Source organism: Amycolatopsis sp. cg5, assembly GCF_041346955.1.
In the GTDB taxonomy this organism is placed as follows: Bacteria; Actinomycetota; Actinomycetes; order Mycobacteriales; family Pseudonocardiaceae; genus Amycolatopsis.
The window spans coordinates 7046379-7066002 of the sequence record NZ_CP166849.1 but is presented as its reverse complement, the minus strand read 5'-3'; the positions used below and the strand labels follow the sequence as shown (position 1 = coordinate 7066002).

24 protein-coding genes are annotated in these 19624 nt (G+C 68.7%); 13 read left to right on the top strand and 11 right to left on the bottom strand.

Annotated features, from left to right (window positions below; all coding sequences use genetic code 11):
• Positions 1–101: 101 nt before the first annotated feature.
• From AB5J62_RS31625 to AB5J62_RS31615, 3 genes are all read left to right on the top strand, one after another.
• The gene (locus AB5J62_RS31625) at positions 102–1022 is read left to right on the top strand and encodes an ATP-binding cassette domain-containing protein (protein ID WP_370943650.1); all 921 of its coding nucleotides are present in this window, start codon (positions 102–104) and stop codon (positions 1020–1022) included.
• Entirely contained in the window at positions 1019–2113 is a 1095-nt protein-coding gene (locus AB5J62_RS31620) for an ABC transporter permease (RefSeq protein ID WP_370943649.1), read from the top strand. Before AB5J62_RS31625 ends, AB5J62_RS31620 begins: the two co-directional genes overlap by 4 nt.
• 171 nt (positions 2114–2284) lie before the next feature.
• Complete coding sequence (locus AB5J62_RS31615; protein ID WP_370943648.1) at positions 2285–2647, top strand: DUF3817 domain-containing protein; 363 nt, start codon at positions 2285–2287, stop codon at positions 2645–2647.
• 52 nt (positions 2648–2699) lie between these two features.
• Here the strand turns inward: AB5J62_RS31615 and AB5J62_RS31610 are convergent, their stop codons facing one another.
• Complete coding sequence (locus AB5J62_RS31610) at positions 2700–3200, bottom strand: MarR family winged helix-turn-helix transcriptional regulator (RefSeq protein ID WP_370943647.1); 501 nt, start codon at positions 3198–3200, stop codon at positions 2700–2702.
• A gap of 85 nt (positions 3201–3285) precedes the next feature.
• Here AB5J62_RS31610 and AB5J62_RS31605 point away from each other — a divergent pair, with 85 nt between their 5' ends.
• Both AB5J62_RS31605 and AB5J62_RS31600 read left to right on the top strand, forming a co-directional pair.
• On the top strand, positions 3286–3591 hold the full coding sequence (locus tag AB5J62_RS31605) for an MTH1187 family thiamine-binding protein (protein WP_370943646.1): 306 nt from the start codon (positions 3286–3288) through the stop codon (positions 3589–3591).
• 38 nt (positions 3592–3629) lie between these two features.
• Complete coding sequence (locus tag AB5J62_RS31600) at positions 3630–4601, top strand: tetratricopeptide repeat protein (RefSeq protein WP_370943645.1); 972 nt, start codon at positions 3630–3632, stop codon at positions 4599–4601.
• Between the two features lie 87 nt (positions 4602–4688).
• Here the strand turns inward: AB5J62_RS31600 and AB5J62_RS31595 are convergent, their stop codons facing one another.
• Positions 4689–4922 (bottom strand): hypothetical protein, encoded by a 234-nt coding sequence (locus tag AB5J62_RS31595; protein WP_370943644.1) that lies wholly within the window; start codon positions 4920–4922, stop codon positions 4689–4691.
• 227 nt (positions 4923–5149) lie between these two features.
• On the opposite strand from AB5J62_RS31595, the gene AB5J62_RS31590 reads away from it, so the two are divergent.
• Positions 5150–6034 (top strand): helix-turn-helix domain-containing protein, encoded by an 885-nt coding sequence (locus AB5J62_RS31590; protein WP_370943643.1) that lies wholly within the window; start codon positions 5150–5152, stop codon positions 6032–6034.
• Positions 6035–6051: 17 nt separating this feature from the next.
• Positions 6052–6237: a DUF397 domain-containing protein gene (locus tag AB5J62_RS31585; RefSeq protein WP_370943642.1), complete on the top strand. Its 186-nt coding sequence runs from the start codon at positions 6052–6054 to the stop codon at positions 6235–6237.
• Positions 6238–6316: 79 nt separating this feature from the next.
• Here AB5J62_RS31585 and AB5J62_RS31580 read toward each other — a convergent pair whose 3' ends face one another.
• Positions 6317–7747 (bottom strand): neutral zinc metallopeptidase, encoded by a 1431-nt coding sequence (locus AB5J62_RS31580; protein WP_370943641.1) that lies wholly within the window; start codon positions 7745–7747, stop codon positions 6317–6319.
• Between the two features lie 157 nt (positions 7748–7904).
• Between AB5J62_RS31580 and glgP the strand changes: the two genes are divergently transcribed.
• Positions 7905–10415, top strand: coding sequence for an alpha-glucan family phosphorylase (glgP, locus tag AB5J62_RS31575; protein ID WP_370943640.1), 2511 nt, complete (start codon positions 7905–7907; stop codon positions 10413–10415).
• A gap of 445 nt (positions 10416–10860) precedes the next feature.
• On the opposite strand, the gene AB5J62_RS31570 is transcribed toward glgP, so the two are convergent.
• From AB5J62_RS31570 to AB5J62_RS31540, 7 genes are all read right to left on the bottom strand, one after another.
• On the bottom strand, positions 10861–11223 hold the full coding sequence (locus AB5J62_RS31570; RefSeq protein WP_370943639.1) for a hypothetical protein: 363 nt from the start codon (positions 11221–11223) through the stop codon (positions 10861–10863).
• Positions 11224–11249: 26 nt separating this feature from the next.
• Positions 11250–11585, bottom strand: a complete 336-nt coding sequence (locus AB5J62_RS31565; protein WP_370943638.1) for a hypothetical protein — start codon at positions 11583–11585, stop codon at positions 11250–11252.
• A 3-nt stretch (positions 11586–11588) separates the two neighbouring features.
• The gene (locus AB5J62_RS31560; RefSeq protein WP_370943637.1) at positions 11589–11969 is read right to left on the bottom strand and encodes a hypothetical protein; all 381 of its coding nucleotides are present in this window, start codon (positions 11967–11969) and stop codon (positions 11589–11591) included.
• Positions 11970–11995: 26 nt separating this feature from the next.
• Positions 11996–12355, bottom strand: coding sequence for a hypothetical protein (locus AB5J62_RS31555; protein ID WP_370943636.1), 360 nt, complete (start codon positions 12353–12355; stop codon positions 11996–11998).
• Positions 12356–12739: 384 nt separating this feature from the next.
• Positions 12740–13135 (bottom strand): rhodanese-like domain-containing protein, encoded by a 396-nt coding sequence (locus AB5J62_RS31550; RefSeq protein ID WP_370943635.1) that lies wholly within the window; start codon positions 13133–13135, stop codon positions 12740–12742.
• Positions 13132–13677 (bottom strand): cysteine dioxygenase family protein, encoded by a 546-nt coding sequence (locus AB5J62_RS31545; RefSeq protein ID WP_370943634.1) that lies wholly within the window; start codon positions 13675–13677, stop codon positions 13132–13134. The genes AB5J62_RS31550 and AB5J62_RS31545 overlap by 4 nt, the downstream gene beginning before the upstream one ends.
• 84 nt (positions 13678–13761) lie before the next feature.
• Positions 13762–13899 (bottom strand): hypothetical protein, encoded by a 138-nt coding sequence (locus tag AB5J62_RS31540; RefSeq protein WP_370943633.1) that lies wholly within the window; start codon positions 13897–13899, stop codon positions 13762–13764.
• A gap of 114 nt (positions 13900–14013) precedes the next feature.
• Here AB5J62_RS31540 and AB5J62_RS31535 point away from each other — a divergent pair, with 114 nt between their 5' ends.
• Genes AB5J62_RS31535 through AB5J62_RS31515 form a run of 5 tightly spaced genes read left to right on the top strand, consistent with a single transcriptional unit; the run spans position 14014 to position 18546 of the window.
• Positions 14014–14826 (top strand): ABC transporter ATP-binding protein, encoded by an 813-nt coding sequence (locus AB5J62_RS31535; RefSeq protein WP_370943632.1) that lies wholly within the window; start codon positions 14014–14016, stop codon positions 14824–14826.
• Between the two features lie 53 nt (positions 14827–14879).
• Positions 14880–15659 carry an enoyl-CoA hydratase/isomerase family protein gene (locus AB5J62_RS31530; RefSeq protein WP_370943631.1) on the top strand — a complete coding sequence of 260 codons (780 nt, stop codon included), beginning with the start codon at positions 14880–14882 and terminating at the stop codon, positions 15657–15659.
• Positions 15660–15661: 2 nt separating this feature from the next.
• Entirely contained in the window at positions 15662–16618 is a 957-nt protein-coding gene (locus AB5J62_RS31525) for a class I SAM-dependent methyltransferase (protein ID WP_370943630.1), read from the top strand.
• The gene (locus tag AB5J62_RS31520; protein ID WP_370943629.1) at positions 16619–17779 is read left to right on the top strand and encodes a class I SAM-dependent methyltransferase; all 1161 of its coding nucleotides are present in this window, start codon (positions 16619–16621) and stop codon (positions 17777–17779) included.
• An 11-nt stretch (positions 17780–17790) separates the two neighbouring features.
• A complete protein-coding gene (locus AB5J62_RS31515) occupies positions 17791–18546 on the top strand; it encodes an HAD family acid phosphatase (RefSeq protein WP_370943628.1) in 756 nt (251 codons plus the stop codon).
• Positions 18547–18639: 93 nt separating this feature from the next.
• Here AB5J62_RS31515 and AB5J62_RS31510 read toward each other — a convergent pair whose 3' ends face one another.
• Positions 18640–19608: a chitinase gene (locus AB5J62_RS31510; RefSeq protein WP_370943627.1), complete on the bottom strand. Its 969-nt coding sequence runs from the start codon at positions 19606–19608 to the stop codon at positions 18640–18642.
• Positions 19609–19624 lie beyond the last annotated feature (16 nt).

Genomic DNA, 19624 nt, shown 5'->3' with positions numbered 1-19624 from the left:
AAAGCCACTTTCGGGGTATGGCAGTGGTCGAAGGTGGATCGTGGGTGGCAGTTAGGTGCAAAAGGCCGAGGTGAGGGGGCTTGCGGCAGTAGCGTGCTGGCATGAGTACGGGAGTCAGCACACGTTTGGCGCTCGCCGTGGACGACATCCACATGACCTATGGCGAGCTGAAGGCCGTGAACGGGGTGTCGTTCACGGTCGAAGAGGGGGAGTTCTTCGGCATTCTCGGGCCCAACGGCGCCGGGAAGACGACGACGCTGGAGATCGCGGAGGGCCTGCGCGAGCCGCTCAGGGGCACGGTCGAGCTGCTCGGGGAGAAGCCGTGGCCGCGCAATCTCAAGCTGCTGCCCAGGATCGGGGTGCAGCTGCAGGCGTCGGCGTTCTTCGAGAAGCTCACCGCGCGCGAGCAGTTGGAGACGTTCGGTGCGCTGTACGGGGTGAAATCGCACCGGGTGGGCGAAATGCTCGAACTCGTCGGGCTCACCGAGAAGGCGAGCACGCCGGAGGCGAAGCTGTCGGGCGGGCAGCGGCAGCGGCTGTCGATCGCCTGCGCGCTCATCCATGATCCGGACATCGTCTTCCTCGACGAGCCGACGGCCGCGCTCGACCCGCAGGCGCGGCGCAACCTGTGGGACGTGCTGCGCGAGATCCAGGCGCGGGGCAAGACCATCGTCTACACCACGCACTACCTCGACGAGGCCGAGATCCTGTGCGACCGGGTCGCGATCATGGACCACGGCGAGATCCTCGCGATGGACACGCCCGCCAGGCTCGTGCGTGACCTCAACGCCGCCACGCACGTCATCCTCGAACCGGGCACGTTGCCGCTGGACCAGGCACGCGCGCTGCCCGGTGTCGACGAGGCGCACGAGACCGACGTTTCGCTGACCATCTCCACCCGCACGCCGGCGCCGGTGCTCTCCGCGCTGGCCGAGCGCGGCACCCTCGACGGACTCCAGGTGCGCACCGCCACCCTCGAAGACGTCTTCCTCGAGCTCACCGGCAGGGAGTACCGGGCATGACCGTCACCGAAGCACCCAAGAAGACCGAGACCGGCCAGCCCGCGCTGAGCCCGTTCCAGAGCCTCGCCCGCGCGATGATCAAGGGTTTCGTGCGCGACAAGGCCACGTTGTTCTTCACCTTCCTGTTCCCGTTGATGTTCCTCGTGATCTTCGGGCTCATCTTCGGCAACCAGAGCACCTCGAAGACGTCCATCGGCGTCGTCGGCGACGGCCCGGTGATCCAGGCGCTCGGGCAGTCGCCCGCGCTGGAGCTCAAGCGCCTCGGCACCGCCGAGGAGGCCGCGCGGCAGGTCAAGGACGGTGACCTGCCCGGCTTCGTCGCCGAGAACGGCACCGGCATTACCCTGCGGTTCGCGGCCAGTGACCAGGCGAAGGCGGGCATGATCGTCGGCATGGTCAACGGGGTGGTCGACCAGGCGAACATCGCCGCCACCGGCCAGCCGCCGCGGTTCACCCTGCAGACCGCGCAGATCGAGGACTCCTCGCTCAAGCCGATCCAGTTCCTCACCCCGGGCATCCTGTCGTGGGCCGTGTCGATCGGCGCGGTGTTCGGCGCCGCGATGACGCTGGTGAACTGGCGGCGCAAGCAGGTGCTGCGCAGGCTGCGGCTCGCGCCGATCAGCCCGGTGACCGTGCTCGGCTCCCGGGTGGTGGTGACGCTCGGCGTCGCGCTGGCGCAGGCGGTGATCTTCGTCGGGATCGCGTTACTGCCGGTGTTCGGATTGAAACTCTCCGGTCAATGGTGGCTCGCGGTGCCGTTGCTCGTGCTGGGCGCGCTGGCCTTCTTCTCGATCGGCATGCTCGTCGGCGCGTTCTGCAAGACCGAAGAGGCGGCCAACGGGGCGGGAAACCTGGTGATCCTGCCGATGGCTTTCCTGTCCGGTTCGTTCTTCCCAACAGATGGACTGCCCGGCTGGCTCAAGGCCGTCTCGAACATCTTCCCGATGAAGCACCTCAACACCGGCATGACCGACGTCATGGTGCGTGGCAAGGGTTTCGAGGCACTGCTCGTGCCCGGTGCGGTGCTGATCGCGTTCACCGTCGTGATCGGATTCATCGCCGCAAAAGTGTTCAAATGGGAGGATTCTTAACGAGGGTGCCGGGGGTCGTGAGCATCATCACCGGCCCCCGGTGTTCCGGTGAGGGCCGTCACGCCTCACACTGGAATCACAACGTCCGACAGCGCTGTTGACGTCCACCGAGGAGTCCCTCGTGGACAGTGCTAGTCGGACTCTTTTATGCAGACCTCATGGGAGGAAGTCGTGTCCAGCAAGGCCGCTCTCGTATTCCGCGTGGCCGCAGTCGCCGAAGCCCTGTCCTGGGCCGGTTTGCTGATCGGGATGTTCTTCAAGTACGTCGTCGAAGCGGGCCAGGGTGGAGTCCCGGTGCTCGGCATGGTCCACGGTGTGGTGTTCGCCGTGTACGTGCTGGTCTCCCTCTCCGTGGCCAAGCCGCTCGGCTGGCGTCCGAAGACCCTGCTGCTGGCGCTTCTCTCCAGTATCCCGCCGCTGTTCACCTGGCTGTTCGAGAAGTGGGCGCTGCGCAACGGAAAGCTCGACGGCCCCGGCCGTCTCGCGCACGGTGGCACCGGCCTGTTCGAGATCCGTGAGCCGGTCACCGCGTAGCACGACATGAGAAAGGGCCCGCGATCATCGATCGCGGGCCCTTTCTCTTGTCTCAGTCCGTGAAATCGCCTGTGGCCTTCCTCACCTTGGTGAGGAGCTCGGTCAGCTGCTCGGTCTGCCGGTCGGTCAGCCCGGTCAGCCCGAAGTCGATCGCGGTGACCGCCACGGTGGCCTCCTCGCGGCGGGTGCGGCCGTCGTCGGTGATCTCGACGAGCGTGGTGCGGCGGTCGGTCGGATGCGGCACGCGCTTGACGAGCCCGTCCTTCTCCAGCCGGTCGACGATGTTGGTCACGCTCGTCGGGTGCAGCTGCAGCCGCTCGCCCATGACCCGCATCGGCAGGCTGGACTTCCTGGCGAAGGTCAACAGGACCAGCGCCTCGTAGCGCGCGAAGGTCAGCCCGTGCGGCTTGAGCGCACTGTCCACAGCGGACTGAATGATCTGCTGGACGCGCATCACCCCGGTGACCGCGGCCATCGTGGTGGACGGCCCGATCCGGTCCTCCCACAGCTGTGCCGCGCGGGCGATCGGGTCGAACGGCAGCGGATGGCTCATGACGTCTGAAGTTACCAGCGGGTACCGCGTTTGTGCGGCAGGGTGGGGATAAAACCCCCCGTTTCCCCGTGATCGAGGAGTCCCCATGATCGTCGCCTTCTCCGTGAGCCCCTCCGGCGGTGACCCGGACGGCGGTGTCAGCGAAGCCGTCTCGCGCGCCGTGCGTGTCGTCCGCGAGTCCGGGCTGCCGAACTCGACCAACGCCATGTTCACCAACATCGAGGGCGAGTGGGACGAGGTGATGGCCGTCGTCAAACGCGCCGTCGAGGCGGCGGGCGCCGGCTCGGCCAGGGTCGGGCTCGTGCTCAAGGCCGACATCAGGCCCGGCTTCGAAGGTCAGCTCGAAGCCAAGGTCGAGCGGGTCGAGGCCCATCTCAAAGCGGCGGAGTGAGCCGTCGGCGCCCAGCCGCCGGTGGCTAGGATGGAGCCGTGACACAACCACGCGGATCTGCAGCCAAGTCAGCGGCGGTGTCCGCCGCGCTTTCCGGTGCGGTCGACCTGTCCGCGCTCAAGGCGCGTGCCGACGCGGCCCGTCAGCAGCCGGCCGCGGCCGCGCCGAAGCCGCCTGCCCCAGGTGGCGGCGCGCCGTCGGACTCGGCGGCGGTGATCGAGGTCAGCGAGGCCACCTTCCAGACCGACGTCGTCGAGCGCTCGATGAACCAGCTGGTCGTCGTCGACCTCTGGGCCGAGTGGTGCGGGCCGTGCAAGCAGCTCAGCCCGGTGCTGGAGCGGCTCGCGGCCGAGTCGAACGGCGCCTGGGTGCTGGCGAAGGTCGACGTCGACGCCAACCCCCGGATCGCGCAGCTCTTCGGGGTCCAGTCGATCCCGACGATCGTCGCCATCGGCGGCGGCCAGCCGGTCGACGCGTTCTCCGGCGCGCTGCCGGAGCCCGAGATCCGCAAGTGGCTGGGCTCGCTGCTCGACGCGCTGCGCGACAAACTGCCCGGCATCCGCGCGGCCGAAGAGGGCGCCGAGCCGGTCGAGGAGCCGGAGGACCCGCGGTTCACCGAGGCTGAGGACGCCTTCGAGCGCGGTGACTACGCCGCCGCCGAAGCCGCCTACGAGCGCATCCTGGACGTCGAGCCCGCCAACGAGCTGGCGAAGGCCGCGCTCGTGCAGGTCCGGTTCGCCGCCAGGGCCGAGGCGGCCGACGCGTCCGCCGTCGAGCGGGCGGCCGCGAACCCGGACGACCTGGACGCCCAGATCGCCGCTGCCGACTACGAGATCGCCGAGCAGCTGGTCGAGGAGTCGTTCGCCAGGCTCATCGAGGCGGTGCGCCGGACCTCCGGTGACGACCGCAACCGGGTGCGCACGCACCTCGTGGAGCTGTTCGAGCTGTTCGACCCGTCGGACGACCGGGTGCTCAAGGCGCGCCGCAATCTCGCGAGCGCGCTCTTCTGACCGGACAACTCTGATCGGACAACGGACTCAGCGGGCTTTCCCGCGCCGGGAAGCCCGCTGAGTCCTGGTCTGGCTGACACGTTTTCTTCAGCGCAGTGCGAGCACCGCGACGATCACTTCGGCGACCGTGCCGGTGGTCTGCCACAGCGGGTCTTTTTCGTTGTCGCCGTAGTCGTTGACCCGCCACCGTGCCGCGGTCGCGCTGGTCATCGAACTGATCGTGTACGTGTCGACCGATTCGGACCGCCAGCGCTCCGCGTGGATCACCGGGGCGTCGGCCAGCGGAACGGCGCGGAAGCCCGCCTGCGTCGCGCGTTTCATCGCTTCGATGTGGGGGCGCTCTTCCTCTGATATCGGGCCCATGTCACGTCTCACCTCTTTGTGCGGGGTTCACTCACCCTCCTGCGCGGTCGGCGTTTTTGCAACGTCAACGACAATGAGAATTCTCAATGCCACTCGAAAGAGTGAAGCTGGGACGGTTCTTTGTTCGGCTACGCTCACCCCTGCGAAAAAAGACGCTCCACAGAGGACATGGGCAGGAGACAACGATGGCCGACGGCCAGGCGGCGGAGCCGACGTCGCCCAGTGTCCGGCTGCGACGGATAGCCCGCGTGCTGCGGGAATGGCGCTCGCGCACCGAGTTCACGCAGGACGGCGCCGCGTCGCGGGCCGGCTGGTCGCGGGCGAAGCAGTCCAGGCTGGAGGCGGCGACCCCGCCGATCCGGCCTGCCGACGTGATGACCTTGGCGCTGGTCTACGGCATTCCCGAGAACGAGCGTGAGGCGCTGTTCAACAGCGCGCAGAGCGCGCAGGCTCCCGGCTGGTGGGGCAGTGTCGAGCGCGGCGCGCTCGCCGCGGACGTGCTCGACTACGTCCAGCTGGAGGCCGAGGCGACCGGGCTGCGCACCTTCAAGGTCGACCTCGTGCCCGGCCTCTTCCAGAACCGGGACTACGCCGCGGCGGTCGCCCGCGCGTTCGTCCCGTCGTTCCCGGAGGAGGTCACGCGCAGTGGCGTCGAGGCGCGTATCCAGCGGCAAACCCGGTTGGCCGACCAAAATCCACTCCGGGTCGAAGCGATCATCACCGAGGCCGTGCTGCACCTGGAGGTGGGCGGGCCGGAGGTGATGCGGCGCCAGCGCGGGCGGCTGCTGGAGCTCGCCGCGCTGCCGAACGTCGAGCTGCGGGTGATCCCCACCGGCACCGGCGCGTACGCGTCGATGGGCGTGCCGTTCAACATCCTGAGCTTCAACGGCACGCCAACGGATCCCGATGTCGGCTATGTCGAGCTGCTCGGCCGTGGAGTCTATTTGGAACGGTCGGAAGACATTGAGCCGTATAGCCTTGCCTTCGGCGGTTTGCGGAACGTCGCACTGAGCACAGAGGACACCTCCGCGCTCATCTCCGCGCTGCCGCACACGAAGACGGGCACCTAGGCGGAAGCGAGCACACGATGGCCTTGACCACCGGCGTTTGGTTCAAGAGCAGCCACAGCGGCGGCGCCAACAACGAATGTGTCGAGGTCGCGCACCTCGGCGACGGGGTCGGCGTACGGGACACAAAGGACCGTGTCGGCGGTTCGCTGACCCTGCCACCAGCGGGCTGGGCCGCGTTCTTGGTGGCGCTGAAGGAAAGCTAAGCCGGGATAAAGCGGGCTTTACTCCGCGAAGTAAAGCCCGCTTTATCCCCGGGAGTAAAGCCCGCTTTATCCCGGGTCGTCAGCCGAACTGCGTGGAGCAGACCGGGGAACCTTCGAGGTAACCGCGGCGCAGCGCCTCGACGCGCTGGAAGCCGCTCGGCGGCCGGACACCGTTGCCGTCGGCCGAGATCAGGCTGTTCGGCAGCAGCAGGTCGGCGATCGCCTCGTCGAGGTCACCGGCCGAGAGCCGCAGCTTCTGCCCGGCAGGCGGGTTCTTGGCGAACTTCGCCCACGCGCCGACCAGGCACGCGGTGCGCAGGCCCGCGTTGGCGTTGTCCAGCGAGGCGCCGACGCCCTTCTGGATGCCGAGCACGTAGCGCGACGCGACCTCGGCGAACGCGGCGAAGTCACCCATCCCGCCCTGGTCCTCGCCCTGCCACTCGGCCTCGCGGTCGATGCGCTGGGCGAGGATGTTGAGCTTCTCGCCGTCGATGCTGACCGTGTTGTTGTCCGCGCAGTAGGTCGCGGGCGGGGTGCTCTTCGGGCCGCAGCTGCCCTGTCCCTCGTCGACGATCTGCGGGCCTGGCACGCCGGCGCCCTTGAACGCCTCGTCGAGGCTCGACTTCAGCAGCGCGACCGTGTCCTTGGTGAACTTGGTGTCGCCCTTGCCTTTGTCACCCTTGACGAACGGCTCTTCGGTGACGCGGGCCTTGATGTTCGCCTCGTTCATTCCCGCGCATTCCTTCGGGCCCTTTTCGAAGCCGGTCTGGAACGCGAAAGTCCGGTCGAACGCCGAGCCGTGCGCGCCCTGCTCGGTCGCGCTCTTGCCCGCGGTGTCGCGAATCAGGAACATCGACGCGAGCACCGAGCTCAGGCCCTCGGAGGTGGACAGCCGCAGGTACTTGCTCTTCTCCTCGGCGATCCAGCGCATGTAGCCACCCGCGAAGCAGTCGGCCTGCTGCTCCTTGACGATGGTCGGCGTGCTCTTGCCGACGCCGGCCTTCTCGCCGAGCCGGAACTGGATGGCGTGGCCGAACTCGTGCGCGAGCACGGTGACCACCGACATCGGGCCAAAGCGCTTGTTCAGCATCTTCAGCAGGCCACCGCGGTCCCAGGCGACGGAGTCGTCTGGCGGGCAGTAGAAGGCGTTGACCTGGCCCTTCGTCGAGCCGCAGGCGGTCTTCTGGTCGGCGCCCTTCGAGTCGTAGGAGACCAGGATCTTGACGGGGTCGAACTTCTGGCCGCCGAACTCGGCGGGCAGCTTCTCGCTCCAGTAGCCCTGGACGTCCGCGATCGTGGCGATCGCGATCTCGTCCTCCGGCGTGTTGCCGTTGTTCCTGACCTGCAGATCCGGTTTCGGCGCGTCCGGCTTGAGCCCGCTTTCGAAATGCGTCACGGGCAGGCCCGCGATGTCTCCCGGGCTCGTCTTCGGCGTGTCGCCGCCCATGCCCAGCCCGCCGCCGCCGTCCTTGCAGGCGGTGCCCGCGAGTAGGACCACAGCCAGGGCCATGGCGGTTTTCCCGAACCTGTTCACTCGTATTCCCCAACCAGTCAGACCGTTACAGAACCCGGCAGGGGCACCATACTCAGGCCTTTTGCGCTTCGCCCACGGAATGCCCATGTCGGTGGTCACAGCGCCGAAGATTCACGGGCGCTAAGGTCGCCGGATGCGAGCAGTCCGACGCTTCACCGTGCGCGCGAGCCTCCCCGAATCCCTCGCGGGACTCGGCGCGCTGGCGACCAATCTCCGGTGGACCTGGCATCCGCCGACGCGTGACCTCTTCGCGTCGATGGACGCGGAGTTGTTCAACCGGATCCGCGACCCGCTGCGCATGCTGACCGCGCTACCGCCTTCGCGGCTGGCGAAGCTCGCCGTCGACGAGGACTTCCTCGAGCGCTCACGCGTGGCCATCGAGGATCTCGAGCACTACCTCACCGAGCCACGCTGGTACCAGGAGCAGGACGGCGAGCTGCCCGAAGCCGTCGCCTACTTCTCGATGGAGTTCGGCGTCACCGAGGCGCTGCCGAACTACTCGGGCGGCCTCGGCGTGCTCGCGGGTGATCACCTCAAGGCCGCGTCCGACCTCGGCGTGCCGATGGTCGGCGTCGGGCTGCTCTACCGCGCCGGGTACTTCCGGCAGGCGCTCTCGCTCGACGGCTGGCAGGTCGAGCACTACCCGGTGATCGACCCGACCGCGTTCCCGCTGGAGCTGCTCACCGAGCGCGGGCGGCCGGTGCTGGTCGACGTCGCCATGCCCGCCGGGCGGGTGCTGCACGCGCAGGTGTGGAAGGCGCGCGTCGGGCGGATCCCGCTGCTGCTGCTCGACACGGACACCGACGTCAACGACGAGGACCTGCGCAAGGTCACCGACCGGCTCTACGGCGGCGACGCCGACCACCGCATCCGGCAGGAGATCCTCGCCGGGATCGGCGGGTTCCGCGCGGTGCGGAAGTACTGCGAGCTGACCGGGCATCCGCAGCCGAAGGTGTTCCACACCAACGAAGGCCACGCCGGGTTCCTCGGGCTGGAGCGTGCCCGCGAGATCATCCAGGCCGATCAGCTCGGCTTCGACGAGGTGCTGCCCGCCGTCCGCGCCGGGACGGTGTTCACCACGCACACGCCGGTCAGCGCCGGCATCGACCGCTTCCCGGTCGACCTGGTGCAGCGGTACTTCGGCGACGGCAGGCTGGTGCCGGACGTCGCGCTGCGGTCCGTGCTCGCGCTGGGCGCGGAAGAGAACCCCGGCATGTTCAACATGGCGCACATGGGTTTGCGGCTCGCGCAGCGCGCGAACGGCGTGTCGGCACTGCACGGCCGGGTGTCGCGGCGGATGTTCTCCCGGCTGTGGCCCGGTTTCGACGAGGACGAGGTGCCGGTCTCGTCGGTCACGAACGGCGTGCACGGGCCGACCTGGGTCGCGCGCGAGCTGAGCGCGCTGCTCGGTGACGTCGGCGAAGGCGGCCTGCGCGAGCGCGTCGGCGACGACGCTTTGTGGGCGCTGCGCCGGGATCTGCGCGAGAAGCTGGTCTACGAGGTGCGTCGGCGCGTGCGGGCGGCTTGGCTGCAGCGCGGCGCGTCGCCGCTGGAGCTCGGCTGGACCGAGACCGTGTTCGACCCGGACGTCCTGACGGTCGGCTTCGCGCGCCGCGTGCCGACGTACAAGCGGCTCACCCTGATGCTGCGCGACCCCGACCGGCTGCGCGCGTTGCTGCTGGACGAGAAACGCCCGATCCAGGTGGTCGTGGCTGGCAAGTCGCACCCGGCCGACGAGGGCGGCAAGGCGCTGATCCAGCAGATCGTCCGGTTCGTCGACGACGCCGCGGTACGCCACCGTATCGTCTTCCTGCCCGACTACGACATGTCCATGGCCCGCTATCTCTACCGCGGCTGTGACATCTGGCTGAACAACCCGGTCCGGCCGCTGGAGGCGTGCGGCACGTCCGGGATGAAGTCGGCGCTCAACGGCGGGCTCAACCTGTCGATCCGCGACGGCTGGTGGGACGAGTGTTACGACGGCAGCAACGGCTGGGCCATCCCGACCGCCGACGGCGTCACCGACCCGCTCCGCCGCGACGACCTCGAAGCGGCGGCGCTGTACGAACTGCTCGGCCAGCAGATCGCGCCGCTGTTCTACGACCGCGACTTCGAGGGCGTGCCCGGCGGCTGGATGTCGATGGTCTGGCACACACTGGAAACGCTGGGCCCGCGCGTGCAGGCGTCGCGCATGGTCCGCGAATACGTCGAGTCCGGCTACGTCCCGGCGTCGCGCATGGTCGCGGCGGCGACGTCCGACGGCTACCAGGGCGCGCGTTCGCTCGCGGAGTACCGGACGAAGCTGGGCACCGCGTGGCCGCAGGTGCGGATCTTCGACTCGGAGCTGATCGTCGGCGTCAAGGAGCCGCTGGTCGTGGGCACCGAGGTCCAGGTGCGCGCCCGGATCGACCTGGCCGGGCTTGATCTGTCCGAAGTGGACGTCCAGGCCGTGGTCGGCAAGGTGGGCGACGGCGACGAGCTCAGCGATGTGGTGACCGTGGCCATGCATCCGGACGGCATCGGCGCCTTCGCGGCCGAGATCCGGCTGCCCTACGCGGGCTCTTTGGGTTACACGGTCCGGGTCCTGCCCAAGCACGAACTACTGGCGAGCCCCGCCGAACTGGCCCGCGTACACCTGGCCTGAGGACTGGAGTTTAGCGGGCTTTATCCCGGCCCAGCTTGTGAAGCGAGGGCCCCTCGGTGCGTGATAAGCACTCTGGGGCACCCTCACCTCTGATCTGCGTACCTGGAGGGTCGGCACGCGTACCTGGACGGTTGGCACGCTGCCGACTCTCCGGGTACGCGTGCCGACCCTTCCGGTACGCGGATGGTCTGGGTTCGGGGGCGCGAGTGTTGTGGGCGGTTCTAGCGGACCGGTACTTGGCCACCTACCGCCCGGGTCTCGGCGCGAGTGGAAGATTTGCTCCGCTGGGTGCAGAAATTCTTCCGCTCGCTCGCCCCAGCCACCCTTGGCACGTGACAAGGGGCGCCCTTGCAACGCTCTGGGTGACAATGGCCGCCCTTGCCACCCAGAACGAGGCCTAACACGCCACCTGTGGCTTTCGCATAGCCGGAACGCGCACGAGCTTTTACCAGCGAATACCCGCCATGGTCGGCGCGTCGGGGCCCTGCACACGCAGGCTGTAGTTGCCGGGAGGCGCGCCGGTGCACAGCCAGGACTTCGGCGGCGCGTAGGCGTCGAACGCGGTGCCGCAGCTGTAGTTGTTGCCGGGATTCGTGCCCTGCAGCGACCAGTTGGCGATCCCGCCGCCGCCACTGTCGGCGTCGATGGAGATGGTGCCGCCGGGGAAGCCGCTCACCCTCGCGCCACAGGTGAGCGCGTGCGGGCAGTCGCTGTGCGCGCCACCGGCGAAGGCGACCTGCGGGGTGACGGCGACGGCGCTCGCGACGACCGCCGTGGTGACGAGAGCGCGAGTGAATGCCTTGCGCATCAAGGTTTTCCTTTCGCTTCTGAGGTTCACCAGCGGAGGCCGACGTTGGTCGGGCCCTGCGGACCGGTGACCTTGGCGACGTGCGTGCCTTCCGGTGCGTTGAAGCACGTCCATGACCGAGGCGGGTCCTGCGCGGGGAAGGTGGTGGAGCAGCGGTAGCCATTGGGGCCTTCCACCACCCACTCGGCCGTTCCGCTGCCGTGGGAGTCGGCGTCGACGTTGATGGTGTGCGTTCCCCAGACACTGGCCCTGACCGAGCAGGTCGGTTTCTCGCAGGTGGAGCTGATCCCGCCGGCGTGCGCGACCTGCGGCAGCGCGAGCAGTGAGCCCGCCACCGCGAACACGGCGAATACCTTGCGCACGGCTCAGCCCCTCGGCTTGTCGAGCCAGCGCAGGCCGATGGTCACCGGGCCTTGCGGGCCGGTCACCTTGGCGTCGAAGCCGCCATTGGCGTCTTGGCGCGCCCAGCTCTCCAGCCAGGAACCGGGACCGGCGCTCGCGTCGAAGTCCTTCTCCGCGCACCACTTGCCGTCCCAGCTGCACACAATCCAGTGCCCGGTGCCCTGCCCGTGCACGTCCGCGTCGATGGAGAGGCCGCCGCCCTTGTAGCCCGCGACGCTGAGGTAGCAGACCGTTCCCTGACAGGTGGCCGACTGCCCGCCGGCGAGCGCGACCTGCGGCGCGATCACCGCGATCGACGCGGCGGTCACGGCCACGACGGCGCCGCGCTTGAAGAACTTACCCATTGCTTTCCCCAGTTTCGATCGTTGAGTTACCAGCGGATACCGATGTTGAGCGGCCCGTAGCCGCGCACGACACCCGCGTAATCGTCGGCCGGCGCGTTCCGGCAGACCCACGACTGCGGCCCGGCGGCCATCTCGAAGGAGGCGCTGCACCTGAAGCCGGTGTTGACGCCTCTGATCTCCCACGACGCGGTGCCGTTGCCGTGAGAGTCCGCGTCCACCGAGATGGTCCCGCCCGGGAAACCGGTGGCGAGTGTCGCGCATTCTCGCTCACCGACCCGAGGACACGTGTGACTGGCCGGACCGGCGAACGCGGCGCCCGGCAGCAGCATGAGCACGCTGCCCGCGATCGCGCCGGTGAGCAGGGTGCGAGTGATCGTCTTCTGCATTGTTCTCCTGTTCAAAGGGTGGTCACCACCAGGAAGAGCAGCGAACGGTCGCACCGGCGCGGTCTGGAACGGTCCACAGTGGAGCCAGGGCCGCGCGTCCCCCTTGCAGGCCACGCTGGATGTGAATCCTTGACGTACTGATCCTGGGGGAGGGAACGGCCGTATAGCAACGATTTCAGCCCTGGCTGAAACGTCGTGAGCGTGCAGCGAGGGGACCCCTGGGTGCGACATACGCACCGAGGGGTCCCCTCACTTCAGCCTCTGCTCCGCTAGGTGCAGCAGACTGCCTTTACCAGCGGAGGCCGATGGTGGCCGAACGCGTGTTCCGGCGACCGGGATAAAGCCTGCTTTACTCCCGGGAGTAAAGCAGGCTTTATCCCGGTCCTACGGAACCGCGGGGGTGCCGCCTTCCTGGGTGGGCAGGCCCGCCGCCTTCCAGGCGCGGTAACCGCCCACGAGGTCGGTCGCGTTCGTCAGACCGAGGCGCCGCAAGTCGGCCGCCGCCAGTGAGGACGCCCAGCCTTCGTTGCACACCACCACGACCGGCAGGTCGGGGGTGACCTCGGGCAGGCGCCACTCGCTCGACGGGTCGAGGCGCCATTCCAGGTGGATGCGCTCGATCGGCACCGAACCGGGGATCTCGCCCTCTTCGGTCCGGTTGACGATCGGGCGGATGTCCACGATCAGGCCGCCTTCGCGCTGCAGGCGCTGCGCGTCGGCGGGCTCCGCGCGGTCCAAAGTGGACCGGGCGGCGGCGATCGCGTCGTCGATGGCGCTCATCGGCTGATCACGGCGGGCAGTGGCGGGATCTCGGCTGGCACGTCGGCCAGTGTGGCGTACTCGCGGGTGGCGACCAAGGGCGGCGAGTAGGCGTGGATGCTGGCCGAGGGCTGGTCGCCGATGCCGATGACCTGGTGCGCGCGGCCTGCGCCGAAGCCGATGCCCTGGCCGGCGGTGTGCGTGCGGCGGCGGATCGGGCCGCCGGGGTAGCGGTACTCCTCGCCGAGCTCGCCCTGGAGCACGGTGAACGCGCCGGACGCGCCGCCGTGGTCGTGCGGCTCGGTCCGCTGGCCGGGCAGCCAGGACAGCAGCCACAGCTCGACGCCGTCGGTGAGGGCGAGCCGGGCCCACCATCGGCGTTCCTCGTCGAAGCGGAGCAGCTCGCGCAGGCTGCCGGTCAGCTCCGTGGTGACCGTGGAGGTCAGGTCGTTGAGCTCGCGGGCCGTCCACAGCAGGCGGGACGGGTGCAGCAGATCGGGCAGCAGCGGGTCGGTCAGCTGCGGGTGGATCTCGAGTTCCGGGGTTGCCAGTGACTGGGTCATCGTCGGGTACTCCGTCGCGGGAAGGATGCCACGAAGGGACACGCGCGACACGGCTTGAAGCGGTGGCGTGGAGGAAAAGTATGGTTACCGGCCGTGTCGCGCGGCGGTACAACAGCTCGACGCGACGAGGACCAGGTCGATCGTGCGGTCGCGCCAGAAGGTCCCCACGAAGGGGAGGAACCGCCACGCGCCGGACTTGATCACGGTTCGATCCTGCCACATCCCGCTTGAGTCTGTGCACGTCCGTTCCACGTGGTGGACGCCTACGACCTGCCGATTTCTCCTCGACTGGCATGCCGGTGCAGCGCCGCGCGCGTCTGCGGCCACAATGGGCCCGTGAGCGAGCCGATCCAGCCCAGCGAACTTGACGATCTCGTGGTGAAGATGGCCGCCGTCGGCGTCCGGCGCGGCAAGAACGACCTTCTCGCCGATCTCGACTGGAACGTCGAACTCGACGAGCGCTGGGTGGTGCTCGGGCCGAACGGCGCGGGCAAGACCACCCTGCTCCGGCTCGCCGCGGCCGAGCTGCACCCGACCACCGGCACCATCGATCTGCTCGGCGAGCGGATCGGCCGGGTGAACATCTTCGACCTCCGCCCGCGCATCGGATTCACCTCCGCGGCGATCGCGCAGCGCGTGCCCGGCGAGGAGATCGTGCGCGACGTCGTGGTCAGCGCCGGCTACGCGGTGCTCGGCCGCTGGCGTGAGGTGTACGACACGCTCGACACCGAGCGCGCCGAGGAGCTGCTCGAGGCGATGGGCATCGGCCACCTCGCCGAGCGCACCTTCGGCACGCTGTCCGAGGGCGAGCGCAAGCGCGCGCTGATCGCCCGCTCGCTGATGACCGACCCCGAGATGCTGCTGCTCGACGAGCCCGCCGCCGGGCTCGACCTCGGCGGCCGCGAGGACCTGGTCTCGCGGCTGTCGGCGCTCGCGCTCGACCCCGAGGCGCCCGCGATGGTGCTGGTGACCCACCACGTCGAGGAGATCCCGCCTGGCTTCACCCACGCGCTGCTGCTGCGTGACGGCCGCGCGGTCGTGTCCGGGCTCGTCGAAGACGTCGTGACCAGCGAAAACCTGTCGAAGACCTTCGACCAGGATCTGCTGCTCCAGCGTTCGGGTGATCGCTACTTCGCGCGTCGTCGGTAGTCTGCTTACCGACGGGTAGCCTGCTGGCACATGGTCAATGAGGAGGATGGCGCGTGGGAGAGTTCGTAAGCCTCGAAGTGGAGGCCGGGGTCGGCACGATCCGGCTCAACCGGCCGCCGGTCAACGCGCTGAACAACCAGCTGCAGGCCGAGCTCGGCGACGCCGCGCGGGAGGCGGCGGCACGTGACGACATCCGTGCCGTGATCCTCTACGGCGGCGAGAAGACCTTCGCGGGCGGCGCGGACATCAAGGAGATGGCCGCCAGGTCGTACGTCGAGATCGCGAAGTTCGGCGCCGCGCTGACCGCGTCGGTGTCCGCGGTCGCGGCCATCCCGAAGCCGGTCGTCGCGGCGATCACCGGGTACGCGCTCGGCGGCGGCATGGAACTCGTGCTGGCGGCCGACCGCCGCATCGCGGGCGACAACGTCAAGCTCGGCCAGCCGGAGATCCAGCTCGGCGTCATCCCCGGCGCGGGCGGCACGCAGCGGCTCGCGCGGCTGATCGGCCCGAGCAAGGCCAAGGACCTGGTGTTCACCGGTCGCTGGGTGAAGGCGGACGAGGCGCTCTCGCTGGGCATCGTCGACGAGGTCGTCGCGCCGGACGACGTGTACGCGGCCGCGCTGAAGTGGGCCTCGCAGTTCGTGAACGGCCCCGCGGTGGCGCTGGCGGCCGCCAAGGCCGCGATCGACGGCGGGCTCGACGTCGACCTCGCGACCGGGCTCAAGCTGGAGGCGAACCTGTTCGCCGCGCTGTGGGCGACCGAAGACCAGGCGAACGGCATGAAGTCGTTCATCGAGAACGGGCCAGGCAAGGCCACTTTCGAGGGGAAGTAGCTTTGACCGATCCAGCACCCAACCCGCACGCGACCGAGGAAGAGGTCAAGGCGGCCTTCGCCGACCCCAAGCTCGCCAACGTGCTGTACCACGACTGGGAAGCCGGGACCTACGACGAGAAGTGGTCCATTTCCTACGACGAGCGCTGCATCTCCTACGCGACCGGCGTGTTCAACGCCGTCGCCGGTGACGACGGCCAGCCGTACCCGACCGCGATGGAACTGGGCAGCGGCACCGGTTTCTTCCTGCTGAACCTGATGCAGGGCGGGGTGATCAAGAAGGGCTCGGTCACCGACCTCTCGCCCGGCATGGTCCAGGTCGCGCTGCGCAACGCCGAGAAGCTGGGCCTCGACGTCGACGGCCGCGTCGCCGACGCCGAGCGCATCCCGTACCCGGACAACTCGTTCGACCTGGTCGTCGGGCACGCCGTGCTGCACCACATCCCGGACCTCCCGGCGGCGTTCCGCGAGGTGCTGCGGGTGCTCAAGCCGGGCGGGCGGTTCGTGTTCGCCGGTGAGCCGACGAAGATCGGCGACACCTACGCGCGCAAGCTCGGGCAGCTGACGTGGTTCCTCACGACCAACGTCACGAAGCTGCCGGTGCTGCGTGGCTGGCGCCGTCCGCAGGAGGAGCTCGACGAGTCCTCGCGCGCGGCCGCGCTGGAGGCCGTCGTCGACATCCACACCTTCGATCCGGCCACTTTGGAGGGTCAGGCCCGCGACGCGGGCGCGCAGGACGTGCGCGCGGTGACCGAGGAGTTCGCTGCCGCGCTCGCGGGCTGGCCGATCCGGACCTTCGAAGCCGCTGTGCCGCAAGAGAAGCTGACGCTGCGGTGGCGGCTGTTCGCGTACCGGCTGTGGCTGCGGCTGTCCGCTTTGGACAAGAAGCTGCTGTCGAAGGTGCTGCCGCGCGAGCTGTTCTACAACGTCATGATCACCGGGACCAAGCGGCCGTCCTAAGTGGCTTATGCGTTCTCACTCGACGATGTCGGGTTCTTGAAGTCAGCGGCCGGGGTGGCGGCACTCGCCGAGTGCGCCACCCGGCCGCTGACCGATCCCATCGGTGACGTCGCGTTCGTGCGCCGCCTCGTCGGTGAGCAGCACGCGGCCGCGGTGCTGGAAACGGCTGTGCTGCGCCGAAAGTCGACGTCCAAACTGGACGCTGCCGACTGGCTGTTCACTTCGGATGCTTTGCAGCAAGCGAGTGCCGGGCTGGTCGCGCGGCATCGGGCGGCCCGGCTGGCGGGGCGTGATGTGCACGACGTGACGTGTTCCGTCGGCGCCGATCTGATCGAGATCGCGCGGGTCGCTTCCCGGGCCTTGGGGTCCGATTTGGACGAAGTGCGGCTCGCCATGGCCCGGCACAATGCTGCTGCGGCAGGGGTTTCGCCCGGCCTGGTGCGTGCCGACGCGCTGTGCCCGGTCAGCAGGGACACTGTTGTCGTCGCCGATCCGGCTCGGCGTGATTCGGCCGGCAGGCGTGCCTGGAAGCCGGAGGACTTTCTGCCGCCGCTCGACGAGCTGATCGACGCCTATCCCGGACGCGAGCTGTCCGTGAAGTGCGCGCCGGGCTTGGACTTCGACATCGCGCCATGGGCCGACGAGGTCGAGGTCGTGTCGCTGGACGGCCAGGTGCGGGAAGCGTGCCTGTGGCGCGGGGAAACCTCGGTCTCGCGGCGCGCGACGGTGTTGCGTTCGGACGGTACACAATGGACTCTCACCGACGCCGAGCCCGATGAAATACCCAGCCGTGAACCGGGGGAATGGCTCATCGACCCGGACGGCGCGGTCGTCCGCGCCGGGCTCGTCCGGCACTACGCGGCGCGGCACGGGCTGTGGCAGCTCGACGACCGGATCGCGTACCTGACCGGAAACGAGCCACCCGCCGGAATCCGGGCATTCCGGATACTCGAACACGGTCCGTACAGCGAAAAAAGCCTGCGCGCGCTGCTCAAGAAGTACGAGGTCGGCAGGCTGGAGATCCTCGTGCGCGGCCTCGACGTCGACCCGGATGTGTTGCGGCGCAAGCTGAAACCGAAAGGCCGCGAAGAAGCGACTTTGGTGTTGACCAGAATCGGCCGATCCGGGGTAGCGTTCCTCTGCCGCGCACAACGCACGTAGGGAGAACGTTTATGAGCCGCTTGTCCGGTTTGCTCAAGCTGGCCGCCGCGGCGGCGGTCGGCGCGACGGTCGCCGGCGGTGCCACCGCGATCGCCACCTCGGACGGCTGGTCGCACAGCCGCGAGCCCGCGAACATCGGCCAGGTCAAACTGGACGTCAAGGCGTATTACGGCGATACGGTCGATGCCGCTGGCAAGCACCACTATTCCGACACGAGCACCTTCGTGAAGGACATGAAACGCCAGGTCGACGACGCCAAGCAGTATCTCGCCCGCAGGCTGGCGCGTGGCGTGAAGAACCCGGCGATCGTGCTCGACGTCGACGACACGTCCGAGGTCACCTACGGCTGGGAGGCCGACAACGACTTCGGTTTCGACCCGGTCAAGCAGCAGCAGGCCATCGACAACGGCACCTTCGTCGCGAACAAGCCGGTGCTGGAGCTGGCGAACTGGGCGTCGCAGCACGGCGTGAAGGTCTACTTCCTGACCGGCCGCAACGAGTTCCAGGGCCCGCAGTCGCTCAAGAACCTCGCGAACGAGGGCTTCCCGGCCCCGGCAGGCGCCTTCTTCAAGCCCAAGACGACCGCGCCCGACTACCTCCCGTGCGGCCTGACCTGCACCACCGTCCAGTACAAGTCGGGCACCCGCGCCTATATCTCGCGGACCTCGACGATCGTCCTCAACCTCGGCGACCAGTTCAGCGACCTCACCGGCGGCTTCGCCGAGCACCCCGTCAAGCTCCCCAACCCCATGTACTACCTCCCCTGACCCCCTCAGGACCGGGATAAAGCGGGCTTTACTCCCGGGGATAAAGCCCGCTTTATCCCCGGGAGTAAAGCGGGCTTTATCCCGGCCATGGGGTCAGCCGGTGTAGCCGGCGAAGATCTTGGAGAACTCGTACTTGGCCTGGGTGATGTTGGTGCACTTGTAGAGCGCGCCGTTGCAGGCGTTGGCGTCGCGCCCGGCCTCCCAGAACGACAGCATTCCCAAGTGGACGGTCTTCGCGAAGGCCACCAGCGCGCGGGCGTCCTTCTGGTAGAAGATCTCGTTCTGCGAGTCGTTCACCCCGAGCATCGGGGTGACGCCGACCTTCTTCCACGCGGCCGCGTCCGACAGCCCGAAGATGGACTTGACCTGCGCCTGGGTGGCCTTCGCCGCCGAGATCGCCTTCGCGCCCTGGTCACCGGCGCCCTGGTAGTAGTCCATCGCCATCACGTTGACCATGTCCAGGTTCACGCCCGCGTTCTTCGCCGCCTGGACGGCCGCGACCCCGTTGGCGTCGAGCCCGCTCGGCAGCACCGGCAGGGTGAGCGAGATCTTCAGCCCGGAGTTGTTCTGCTGCACGATCTTCAACGCCTGCGAGCGGCGCTGGATCGACGTCGGGTCGGCCACCGCCGCGCCCTCGATGTCGAGGTCGATGTACTTCAGCCCGTACGCCTTGACGACCGCGTCGTACTCGGCGGCCAGCGTCGAGACGCTGCTGCAGGCCTGCGCGAGCTCGATGCCGGACGCGCCGCCGAACGACACCTTGACGTCGCCGCCGCCCGCCCTGATCTTCGCGATTTCGCTTGCCTGCCAAGCGGTGCGCGGGTCGTAGGCGCCGAACCAGCTCGCCTTGCAGCCCCACGACGTCACGAAGCCGAGCGTGAAGCCCTTGACGCCGCCGGAAGCGGACATTGTGGACAGAACCGGGGTCGGCCACGCGCCCATGTCGACGTACGGGGCCACGGGCAGCGGCGACCCCGCGGCGGCATCGGCCGAGGGGGAGACGACGCCGAGCGCGACGGCCAGCAGCCCGCCGAGCGCGGTCAGTTTCCGGGAGAAGGACATGCGGGGACCTCCGGTG

Coding starts and splice junctions, on each gene's coding strand:
- AB5J62_RS31625 (WP_370943650.1), top strand. CDS start 102: ATGAGTACGGGAGTCAGCACACGTTTGGCGCTCGCCGTGGACGACATC.
- AB5J62_RS31620 (WP_370943649.1), top strand. CDS start 1,019: ATGACCGTCACCGAAGCACCCAAGAAGACCGAGACCGGCCAGCCCGCG.
- AB5J62_RS31610 (WP_370943647.1), bottom strand. CDS start 3,200: ATGAGCCATCCGCTGCCGTTCGACCCGATCGCCCGCGCGGCACAGCTG.
- AB5J62_RS31605 (WP_370943646.1), top strand. CDS start 3,286: ATGATCGTCGCCTTCTCCGTGAGCCCCTCCGGCGGTGACCCGGACGGC.
- AB5J62_RS31595 (WP_370943644.1), bottom strand. CDS start 4,922: ATGAAACGCGCGACGCAGGCGGGCTTCCGCGCCGTTCCGCTGGCCGAC.
- AB5J62_RS31590 (WP_370943643.1), top strand. CDS start 5,150: ATGGCCGACGGCCAGGCGGCGGAGCCGACGTCGCCCAGTGTCCGGCTG.
- AB5J62_RS31585 (WP_370943642.1), top strand. CDS start 6,052: ATGGCCTTGACCACCGGCGTTTGGTTCAAGAGCAGCCACAGCGGCGGC.
- AB5J62_RS31580 (WP_370943641.1), bottom strand. CDS start 7,747: ATGGCCCTGGCTGTGGTCCTACTCGCGGGCACCGCCTGCAAGGACGGC.
- glgP (WP_370943640.1), top strand. CDS start 7,905: ATGCGAGCAGTCCGACGCTTCACCGTGCGCGCGAGCCTCCCCGAATCC.
- AB5J62_RS31570 (WP_370943639.1), bottom strand. CDS start 11,223: ATGCGCAAGGCATTCACTCGCGCTCTCGTCACCACGGCGGTCGTCGCG.
- AB5J62_RS31560 (WP_370943637.1), bottom strand. CDS start 11,969: ATGGGTAAGTTCTTCAAGCGCGGCGCCGTCGTGGCCGTGACCGCCGCG.
- AB5J62_RS31555 (WP_370943636.1), bottom strand. CDS start 12,355: ATGCAGAAGACGATCACTCGCACCCTGCTCACCGGCGCGATCGCGGGC.
- AB5J62_RS31550 (WP_370943635.1), bottom strand. CDS start 13,135: ATGAGCGCCATCGACGACGCGATCGCCGCCGCCCGGTCCACTTTGGAC.
- AB5J62_RS31545 (WP_370943634.1), bottom strand. CDS start 13,677: ATGACCCAGTCACTGGCAACCCCGGAACTCGAGATCCACCCGCAGCTG.
- AB5J62_RS31540 (WP_370943633.1), bottom strand. CDS start 13,899: ATGTGGCAGGATCGAACCGTGATCAAGTCCGGCGCGTGGCGGTTCCTC.
- AB5J62_RS31515 (WP_370943628.1), top strand. CDS start 17,791: ATGAGCCGCTTGTCCGGTTTGCTCAAGCTGGCCGCCGCGGCGGCGGTC.
- AB5J62_RS31510 (WP_370943627.1), bottom strand. CDS start 19,608: ATGTCCTTCTCCCGGAAACTGACCGCGCTCGGCGGGCTGCTGGCCGTC.